Annotated in this window: 8 protein-coding genes and 1 pseudogene; 2 read left to right on the top strand and 7 right to left on the bottom strand. The window is 63.1% G+C overall.

What is annotated here, in order from left to right:
* Both VNZ93_RS13395 and VNZ93_RS13400 read right to left on the bottom strand, forming a co-directional pair.
* On the bottom strand, positions 1-2,498 hold a 2,498-nt coding region (locus tag VNZ93_RS13395), incomplete at its 3' end, for a helicase-related protein (protein ID WP_325705656.1).
* A 387-nt stretch (positions 2,499-2,885) separates the two neighbouring features.
* Positions 2,886-3,743, bottom strand: a complete 858-nt coding sequence (locus VNZ93_RS13400) for a DUF3108 domain-containing protein (RefSeq protein WP_325705659.1) — start codon at positions 3,741-3,743, stop codon at positions 2,886-2,888.
* Positions 3,744-3,991: 248 nt separating this feature from the next.
* Here VNZ93_RS13400 and rpmB point away from each other — a divergent pair, with 248 nt between their 5' ends.
* Positions 3,992-4,282 (top strand): 50S ribosomal protein L28, encoded by a 291-nt coding sequence (gene rpmB / locus VNZ93_RS13405; protein ID WP_325705662.1) that lies wholly within the window; start codon positions 3,992-3,994, stop codon positions 4,280-4,282.
* Between the two features lie 75 nt (positions 4,283-4,357).
* Here rpmB and VNZ93_RS13410 read toward each other — a convergent pair whose 3' ends face one another.
* The 4 genes from VNZ93_RS13410 to VNZ93_RS13425 all read right to left on the bottom strand — a co-directional run bounded on the left by VNZ93_RS13410 (position 4,358) and on the right by VNZ93_RS13425 (position 9,232).
* Positions 4,358-5,380, bottom strand: a complete 1,023-nt coding sequence (locus VNZ93_RS13410; protein ID WP_325705678.1) for an esterase-like activity of phytase family protein — start codon at positions 5,378-5,380, stop codon at positions 4,358-4,360.
* A 2-nt stretch (positions 5,381-5,382) separates the two neighbouring features.
* Positions 5,383-7,293 (bottom strand): cobaltochelatase subunit CobT, encoded by a 1,911-nt coding sequence (cobT, locus tag VNZ93_RS13415; protein WP_325705665.1) that lies wholly within the window; start codon positions 7,291-7,293, stop codon positions 5,383-5,385.
* A 119-nt stretch (positions 7,294-7,412) separates the two neighbouring features.
* Positions 7,413-8,411 (bottom strand): cobaltochelatase subunit CobS, encoded by a 999-nt coding sequence (gene cobS, locus VNZ93_RS13420; protein ID WP_325705668.1) that lies wholly within the window; start codon positions 8,409-8,411, stop codon positions 7,413-7,415.
* Positions 8,412-8,620: 209 nt separating this feature from the next.
* A complete protein-coding gene (locus VNZ93_RS13425; protein WP_325705671.1) occupies positions 8,621-9,232 on the bottom strand; it encodes a J domain-containing protein in 612 nt (203 codons plus the stop codon).
* Between the two features lie 100 nt (positions 9,233-9,332).
* Between VNZ93_RS13425 and VNZ93_RS13430 the strand changes: the two genes are divergently transcribed.
* Positions 9,333-9,608, top strand: a complete 276-nt coding sequence (locus tag VNZ93_RS13430; protein WP_325705675.1) for a BolA family protein — start codon at positions 9,333-9,335, stop codon at positions 9,606-9,608.
* A 32-nt stretch (positions 9,609-9,640) separates the two neighbouring features.
* Here the strand turns inward: VNZ93_RS13430 and VNZ93_RS13435 are convergent.
* Positions 9,641-10,042, bottom strand: a pseudogene (locus VNZ93_RS13435) (hypothetical protein); the annotation flags it as partial.

Below are 10,042 nucleotides of genomic sequence, written 5' to 3' on the forward strand. Positions count from 1 at the left end.
GCTTCAGCCGGCACCACCGGCTCGGGCGGCTTCGGACGCCGCTCCATCCGGTAGCCCAGCGAGCGCAGGATCGATGCGAAATCCTCACCCGATGAACCGACCAGCGAGGTCATGCCGACGGTCACCGTGAAGCCGGTGCCATCGAGCGCACCTGCCGGCTTGATGCCCGGTGAGTTGTCGCGCCACGCAAGGGCCGGACGGATCAGATCGGCGAGGCGTTCGAGAATATCGACGCGCACAGCGCGTTCGCCTGCAACGCGATAGCCCGCGACACGATACAGATTCTTCGGGATGTCCTTGTTGGCCGGGATCGATGTCCGCCCGCTCGACGCCAGCTGCTGCACTTCGTCCAGGCCGCGCATATCGCCGGTGTCGTTCTTGATCGCATAGAGCTGCGTCGAAAGAGCGCGAGGCGCGGGCTTCAGCAGCTGTGGAATGTAGATGTGGTAGGCGCCGAAGCGCACCCCGTATTTTCGCAGGGCGGCGCGCGAGTTCTGATCAAGGCCCTTCACATCGTCGGAAACCTTCTGTCGCTCCAGAACGCCGAGGTCCTCGATCAGCCTGTAGGCGACACCGCGCCCGATGCCCGTTACGTCTTCGGCCGCAGCAAGCGACGACAGCGGGCCGAGCAGCTTGTCGATATGCGCCTTGATCCAGAGATCGAGACGCGCCTGCACCTGCTCACGCGACGGTCCGGTGAGCTGCTCGTCGGCAAGAATCCGAACGCGCGGCCGCAGAACCTCTTCGCCGGCGACCAGCTTGCCGACCGCGTCGCCTGTCCAGCGGATCGTCCCGTCCGACGTCAGAACAAACTGGTCGTCGGGCGACTGCGACAGCTTCGTCGCGCGCGCATCGATTTCGCCGGCGAGCGCCTTTTGCGCAGCCGCATGCAAGGCCTTCGCTTCGGATCCGCCTGCCGATGGGTCCGCCGCGAAGCGGAAGCCTTCCAACCGTCCAACCAGGTGGCCTTCTACGGTTACATCGCCGGTCTTTGAAATTTCACTTTCCAATGTGGTGTTCTCGCGCAGTCGTCGCATCAACACGCTTGTGCGTCGATCGACAAAGCGTGCCGTGAGGCGCTCATGAAGCGCATCCGACAGCTTGTCCTCGACAGCGCGCGTGACACCCTGCCAGTGATCGGGATTCGCAAGCCAGTCCGGCCTGTTTGCAACGAATGTCCAGGTCCGAACATGTGCGATCCGCGTGGAGAGAGAGTCTATGTCGCCTTCAGGGTGGTCTGCCTGCGCAACCTGGCGGGCAAACCAGTCGTCGGGGATTTTACCCTCCCTGATCAAAAATCCATAGAGGGTGGTGATAAGTTCGGCATGGTTTGCCGGTGCGATCTTCCGGTAGTCCGGAACCTGACAGGCCTCCCACAACCGCTCGACCGCAGCGCGCCCCCTCGCCATCGCGCGAATCCCCTCATCGCGCGCGGCGTGCTCGAGCACCTGGATATCTTCCGCGACCGGGGCGCGCGTGAGGCCCTGCTCGGTCGGGATTTCCGCCAGAGAGGCCTGTAACGCGCCAATTGATGAAAAATCGAGATCGGAATTGCGCCACTGCAGAACCGTCAGCGGGTCGAATGCGTGGCTTTCGAGCCGCTGCACGAGTTCATCGTCGAACGGCGCGCAACGCCCGGTCGTCCCGAAGGTCCCGTCGCGCGTGGCGCGGCCGGCGCGACCGGCAATTTGGGCAAGCTCGGCGGCATTGAGATGGCGAAATTGATAGCCGTCGAATTTCCGGTCGGATGCGAACGCGACGTGATCCACGTCGAGATTCAGCCCCATGCCGATAGCGTCGGTGGCGACCAGATGATCGACGTCGCCGGACTGATAAAGCGCCACCTGAGCGTTGCGGGTACGGGGCGACAATGCTCCCAGAACCACCGCTGCTCCGCCGCGCTGGCGCCGGATAAGCTCGGCGATCGCGTAAACCTCGTCGGCCGAGAATGCGACGATGGCGGAGCGGCTCGGCAGCCGGGTCAGCTTGCGATCACCTGCGAATGTCAGTTGCGACAGACGCGGCCGCGATACGATATTGGCGCCCGGCAACAGCCGCTCGATCATCGGCCGGATGGTGGCCGCGCCGAGAATCAGCGTTTCCTCGCGCCCGCGCCGGTTCAGAATGCGATCGGTGAAAACGTGCCCCCGCTCGAAATCCGCCGCGAGCTGGATCTCGTCGATAGCAACAAATGCCGGGTCGATATCGCGCGGCATCGCCTCGACGGTGGAGACCCAGAAGCGCGGATTGGCGGGCTTGATCTTCTCCTCGCCGGTGATGAGCGCGACCGAGTCGGCGCCGACGCGGCTCGCGACCTTGTTGTAGACCTCGCGCGCCAGAAGCCGCAGCGGCAGGCCGATCATTCCGGAGGAATGCGAAACCATCCGCTCGATGGCGAGATGGGTCTTGCCGGTATTGGTGGGCCCGAGCACGGCCGTCACGCCCGCGCCACGCATGCGCGCGTCGCTTCGTACGCCAGGCGAAAATGAAATGGGCATCAAGGATCCGAAAACGATGGTCTCTTCAGGGAGCAGCCCGGCAAATCAGCCGCGAGACCGGGTACGTCAGCCAGCAAACGTGCCAGTTTCTGGCCCGGCTTGTCTCACAACGCAACACTCGCACATGATTTTGGGTACCGCCGGTTAAGTTACGGAACGAGTCTGGAACGAATCGCGGCCGAATCGCTGACTCGCACGCGTTCTGATCCGTTCACCGCGACATATAGACCATCGCCCTAGAAAGCATCTACATCAGGTGTGAATCGACGATTCCATGCCGATCAGAACCGCGCAAACCTTAACGACCGGCGAGTCCGAGGTTGGCATCAAGAGTCAACCCTGTCGCAAAAGCGAATGTGGAGGACAGCAGGGATAATGCAAGCCGCCCTAGTTGGTCTTCGGCGCGGCGATCGATTTCGCGGTGGTCTTCGGGGGCAACGGCGAAACCGCAAGCTGCGTCGCCTGCAGCACGCCCTGCCCGAATGGTGTCGGAATCACCACCTTGTAGGGCACCAGCACGCGCGTACCGGCGATCGGCACCAGCCAGGCTTCCATGTCGCGCTGGTTGATGAGGTATTTGACGGCGGCGCGATCCGGAACGTAACCCGCGAGAGGCGCGAAATAGATCGCGCACACCAGCGCGGGCCCCGAATAGCCCGCCGTCTGGACCTGCTCGATCCGCTTGTAGGCCAGCGTGAGATCGTAGCGCATGCGGCCGTCGAAAATCGGTGCATGCTGCTTGCAAACCTCGGGCGCCATGAGATCGCCCTTGCCCGGGACCCGCAGAAGCGAGCCCGTCATCGGATCGAGCACATTGCGCTTGTGGGCCTCGGTCACCTTGATGCGATCGGGATGCTCGATCATCGCCGGCTCGACGGTCAGTTCCTTGACCGTGCCGTTGGCAATCCGCATCCGCAGATCTTCGAATCTGCGGCCCCATTTGACGTAAACCGAGTAATTCGCGGGGATGAACTGACCGTTCTTGATGGCACCTTGGGACGCCGTGGTGCCATGGCCGGAGCTGAAAAGCTTCGCCATACCGGACGTGGTGCCCTTCGCCTCGGCCGAGAAACGGTCATCGGCCACATCGACCTGCCAGGAACCCTCGCCAATCGTCAGGCCCGCCAGGGTCACGGAATAACGGGCATCCAGCCGGGCCTGCGCGAAAGCAGGCATTGGAACGACAACACTCAGGAAAAACCCGCCGAGCGCTGCGCCAAAGGCCGTCCTGCCGAGACTGTCCACCTGGTCCTCGCGGGGCCCGAGAGGGCCTTCCATGGGGCACGTGCTGCCAGGCCAGCCCTGCGCTGGCCGCGTGACCCCAGAAACCTAAGCGATTCGGCACTAATAAGCCGTTTCTGTGGTTTTGCCGGGCCCGGTCCAGCCTTGACGCATCTGCCCGGCCTCTTTATAGGACCCCGTCTCAACGCGAAAACGCAATCACCGGCCTGCGCGCCCGTGCGCCGCAGCCCACATTTTCGGGATTTTCGACCATGTCGCGCAAGTGCGACCTCACCGGCAAGGCGTTCCAGACCGGTCACAAGGTGAGCCACTCGAACCGCAAGACCAAGCGGCGGTTCCTGCCGAACCTCGTCAACGTCACGCTGACCTCGGAAGCGCTCGAGCGCTCCGTGCGGTTCCGCATCTCGGCCAATGCTCTGAAGACCGTCGATCACCGTGGTGGTCTCGATGGCTTCCTTGCCAAGGCGAAGGACGCGGACCTGTCGCCGAAGGCTCTCGACCTGAAGCGTCAGCTCGAGAAGAAGCTCGCTGCGGCAAGCTGATTACTTTCCGCCTGTTCAGGACAAGATTTGCGAACGGCGTCCCCCTCGTGGGGGACGCCGTAGCTATATGTGCGTCTACTTATCCAGCAGCGTGAATTGCAGCAGGATCGTCCGCTGGATGATCGAAAAATTGTCGTCCGAGACAAAGGTGAGCACCGTCTCGCCGCTCGGCGACCGGTGGACGCTCAGCCCTTCCATATTGTCGATCTGAAATCCCATATCGGCGGACATCAGCGTCGCGCCTTCGAGCACGGCGCCGGGGACGATGTCCGACAATGCCACGCGCCGAAGACGCATGGCGATGCCGCGCCGCCAGGAAAAGTGCCGCTCCAGCAGCAGCAGATCCGATCCCGGCGTCACAGCACAGTCGACGATATCGAATTCGTCTGTAAGCCTGACCGAGAAAAGTCCCGGCTTGGAGCCGCCAATCAAAAAACCGCGCGTGTTCTTGGAAGCATCGAGGCTGCGCTCGGCGATCGCGATCAGCGCGCCGGCAATCTGCGTTCCCCTCGGAGCGACGGCGAGGCACTCGACGCCCCTGTTGCTGACGAGCTTGGCCATCTCCGGCGGCACCGGAACGAGCGTCGCCCGCGACAGCAATCCGCGTTTTCCGTAGTCGAACTTCAGAATGCGGTGCACGCGCTCGAGCGAGACATAGACGAACGCACCATCCTCTGCGAGCGCCTCGGTGTCATACCAGCCGCGGGCCGTGATCGGCCGGCCATCGCTATACAGCATGGGTCCGACTTCGGCGTCCGCAATACCGACGGGCGCATCGCCGCGATACAGGATGCGGCCGCGCAGCCAATGGGCCCTGTCGGACACCGCAAGGAATCTGCCGTCGTCCGAAACACGGATGCCTGACAGACCGCCGAACTGCTTGTGCGACGACGACAGTTCGAGCCCGCCGCGAAACACGAGCCGGCCGAACTGACGGCGCTGCGGTTCACGCGGATCGAACGACTCGATGGCCTTGGCCTGGATCTCGATCTTCGCCGGCGGTTCCGCCGGCGTCTGCGGCAATAGCTGCCCCGATGCAGCCTGCATGCTCAGCATCAGGATCGCGACCGCGAACGAGGGTCGCAGCAGATTGCGCATCGTCACGAATGCAGCCTGCGTGGCCCGCGCCGGACCAGCGCGGCGGCAGCCGCGGCGCTGACCTCGTCATCGAACAACTCGGCCAGCTTTTCGGTCATGACGCCGCCGAGTTCTTCGGCGTCGACGATCGTGACCGCACGACGATAGTAGCGCGTCACGTCGTGACCGATGCCGATCGCGATCAATTCGACGGGCGAGCGGGTTTCGATTTCCTCGATCACCCAACGCAGATGACGCTCAAGATAATTGCCCGCATTCACCGAGAGCGTGGAATCGTCGACCGGCGCGCCGTCCGAGATCATCATCAGGATGCGGCGCTGCTCGGGGCGCGCCAGCAGCCGGCGATAGGCCCAGTTCAGCGCCTCGCCGTCGATATTTTCCTTCAGCAGACCCTCGCGCATCATCAGGCCGAGATTCTTGCGCGCACGACGCCATGGCGCATCCGCCGCCTTGTAGATGATGTGGCGCAGATCGTTGAGCCGGCCGGGATTCGGCGGCTTTCCTGCGGCGAGCCAGGCTTCACGCGACTGTCCTCCCTTCCAGGCGCGCGTGGTGAAGCCGAGGATCTCGACCTTCACGCCGCAACGCTCGAGCGTGCGGGCGAGAATATCGGCGCAGGTGGCGGCAACCGTGATCGGGCGGCCGCGCATCGAGCCGGAATTGTCGAGCAACAGCGTCACCACGGTGTCGCGGAAATTGGTGTCCTTCTCGCGCTTGAACGAGAGCGGATGCATCGGATCGACGATGATGCGCGACAAGCGCGCAGGATCGAGCATCCCCTCTTCGAGATCGAATTCCCAGGCCCTGTTCTGCTGCGCCATCAGCCGGCGCTGCAACCGGTTCGCGAGACGCGCGACCACGCCCTGCAGATGCGACAATTGCTTGTCGAGATAGCTGCGCAGCCGATCGAGCTCTTCCGGCTCGCACAGATCCTCGGCCGCGATCTCTTCGTCGAATTTCGAGGTGAAGGCGCCGTATTCCGGCCCGCGATATTCGTTGTGACCGGAGCGCGGACGCCAGGGCTCGGACGGCGTTTCGGAATCGCCCATGTCCGCGTCATCGGACATGTCCGAACTCGGCGCGTCGGTTGCTTCGGCGGTCGCTTCCTGCGCGTCCTCGGCGGAGGCTTCGGCCTCCTCGACCGACATGCGCTGCAGGTCTTCCGATTCCGACGTTTCACCCTGCTCGCCGTCTTCGTTCTGGCGGCGATCGTCGTCGCTCTGTTCGGAATCCTCGTCTTCCTCGGAATCGCGATTGCGATCCTCGCCCATGTCGAGAGCATCGAGCAGGTCGTGGATGGCATCGCCAAAGCGCGCCTGATCCTCGATCAGATCTTCCAGGCGATCGAGACCGCGACCGGCCTTGTTCTCGATGATCGGCCGCCAAAGATCGACCAGCTTTTTCGCGGCTGCCGGCGGTGCCTGCCCGGTCAGGCGCTCGCGCACCATCATGGCAATGGCTTCCTCGATCGGCGCATCGGCACGATCGGTGATGTCGTCAAACTTGCCGCGATGGAATTTGTCATCGAGCATCGCGGTCAGATTCTTCGCAACGCCCGACATGCGACGTGCGCCGATCGCCTCGACGCGCGCCTGCTCGACAGCCTCGAAGACCGCGCGCGCCTGCTGGCCGCCGGGGATAAGCTTGCGGTGGACGTTCGGGTCGTGACAGGCGAGCCTGAGTGCAACGGAATCGGCATGCCCTCGCACGATCGCCGCCTCGGCCCTGGTCAGCTTGCGCGGCGGCTCCGGCAGCCGCGCCTTGCCGCCGACAAGCCCGGGGCGCTCCGCCGCGAATGCGACCTCAAGCTCCGGACGCTTGGCGATGGCGCGCAGACAACCGGTCACCGCGCGCTTGAACGGCTCGGTGGGCGATTCCTTCGGAGACGCTTTCGGTTTGTAGTTCGAAGACATCGCTGATGCTCAACGTCATTCCGGGACACGCCGAAGGTGCGGACCCGAAATCCAGCCCAAGGCGCGAGATAGCATTGGCTTCCGGGTTTGCCCGCGGCGCGGGCGCCCCGGAATGACGATCATGTCAACGCAACATTCACCGAAGACTCCGGCAATTCCTGCCCGAAGCTGCGCTGATAGAACTCCGCGACAATCGGACGTTCGAGCTCGTCGCACTTGTTCACGAAGGTGACCCGCAGCGCGAAACCGACGTCTCCGAAAATGTCCGCGTTCTCGGCCCAGGTGATGACCGTGCGCGGGCTCATCACTGTCGACAGATCGCCGTTCATGAAAGCGTTGCGCGTGAGATCGGCGACACGCACCATCTTGCTCACGATGTCGCGGCCTTCCTCGTTGCGATAATGTTTCGCCTTGGCCAGAACGATATCGACTTCCTTGTCGTGCGGCAGATAGTTCAGGGTGGTCACGATCGACCAGCGGTCCATCTGGCCCTGATTGATCTGCTGCGTGCCGTGATAAAGGCCGGTCGTATCGCCGAGGCCGACCGTGTTCGCCGTCGCGAACAGCCGGAAGCTCGGATGCGGACGGATCACCTTGTTCTGATCGAGCAGCGTCAGACGGCCCGATTGCTCCAGAACACGCTGGATGACGAACATCACGTCCGGGCGACCGGCGTCGTATTCGTCGAAGCACATCGCGATGTTGTGCTGGAGCGCCCATGGCAGGATGCCGTCGCGGAATTCGGTCACCTGCAGGCCGTCGCGGATCACGATCGCGTCCTTGCCCACGAGATCGACGCGGCTGATGTGGCTGTCGAGGTTCACGCGTACGCACGGCCAGTTGAGGCGGGCGGCGACCTGCTCGATATGCGTCGACTTGCCGGTGCCGTGATAGCCGGTGACCATCACCCGGCGGTTGCGCGAGAAGCCGGCCAGGATCGCCAGCGTGGTCGGACGGTCGAACAGGTAGTCCGGATCGAGATCCGGCACATGCGCGTCGGGTTCGGAATAGGCAGGAACTTCAAGATCGGAATCGATTCCGAAAACTTGCCGTACCGACACCTTCATGTCGGGCAGCCCACCGGGTCCCTGGGGAATTTCTTCGGATGCGGTAGCCATTGCTTCTCCATGCGCCAGCCGGACCGGGGCGCGTCAATGTCGCTTCGGGTTGGCAAATCGGGGGCCAACCTAGCAGAAACGCGAAGCGGCGCGAAACCCGCCAGGGTCCGCGCACGGATCGCGATGCACGGGAAAGATAGGTATCCCGGGGTCTTCCCGAAAGGCGGGAGAGGATTGCGCGAATGGCAGCAGCCGGTAGGCTGCCAGGGTCAGACGAACCCGACCGATTTGAGATAATTATAGGCTTGAATGATCTCGATCAGCCGGTCCTCGGTCGAGCGGTCGCCGCCATTGCTGTCGGGGTGGTGGCGTTTTACGAGGTCATGAAACTTGGCCTTGATCTCGACGCGGGAGACGCCGATCTCGAGGCCGAGGGTGTTGAACGCCTTGCGCTCGGCGTTGCGGATGGTCCGGCCCTCGGCCTTGGCACGCGCGCCGGCCTGAGCCCGGCCTTCACCGCCGAGTTCCGCATACATCGCGAATGGATCGATTCCATTCTCGGCATAGAAGCGGCCGGGATCGGTGTGCTTGCCGGTCCCCATCTTCCAGGTCGGGCGATGCCCCGTCAGCGCGTCCTTCTGATACTTCCGGACGTCGTCGTCGGTCATGCCCTGGAAAAAATTGTAATTCTGATTGTACTCGCGCACATGATCCAGGCAGTAGCGCCAGTAATCCTTCTCCCGGCCGCGGCCTTTCGGCGCGCGATGCGTCGCCTCATTGCGGCAGCCCTGCCACTCGCAGACATGCTCGGTTGCGCGCGGCCGCCGATCTTCATCAGGCTTGACGCGTATTTTATCGAACAGGGGCGAGTCGAATTTCATGGCGTGAGAGTATGCGAAAATTGCGCGCTGAGGTTCAAGACTTGACATTTGGGAGATTGACCGGGTTTCAACCGATCAACCGCGAGACAGGCAGACGACCATGCAAACGAAAGATGTCATCACAAAGAAATTGACGGAAGCTTTCGCGCCCGAGAGCCTTCGGGTCGAAGACGAGTCACATCTGCATGCTGGGCATGCCGGACATCGTCCGGGAGGGCAGACGCATTACCGCGTTCATATCGTGTCGGATGCCTTCCGTGGCAAGAGCCGGATCGACCGTCACCGCGCGATCAACGCAGCACTCGCTGCGGAACTGGCCGGCGGCGTGCACGCGCTTGCCATTCACGCAACCGCACCCGGGGAAGGCGCGAAGTAGCGATTACTTGCAGAAGGCTATCCGCAAAAGCGTCAGGCCTCGCTGCGGGCGAGTCGCGTCCCGGCGGCGGCGGCAGCGGCAGGTCGTTCGCGAGGCTGCAGTACTTCCGACATGCGCGACGCGACAGTCCGAAGCTTGCGCGTGTCCTTCTCGCCGTTGACATAGATGCCCACATTGCAGTCCGGCAAAGCCGGCAGAAAATGGTCTCGTGCAATCTTCAAGTCGGACGGAATGAGACGCTGTGGCAACACCAGATAGCCAATACCAGACCTCGCCGCCGCGAGATGCGCACTGAAATCCGACGCCGTGAATGCGATTGTGTAAGACAGTCCGGCGTGCTCGAGAGCCTCGATGGCGAGACGATCGGAGACGCCATGCGGCCAGCTCTGCAACGGTATCGGAGAGCCCGGACTGGTGCTGAACCCCGGCACGCA

Source organism: Pseudorhodoplanes sp., from assembly GCF_035565795.1.
Taxonomy (GTDB): Bacteria; Pseudomonadota; Alphaproteobacteria; order Rhizobiales; family Xanthobacteraceae; genus Pseudorhodoplanes.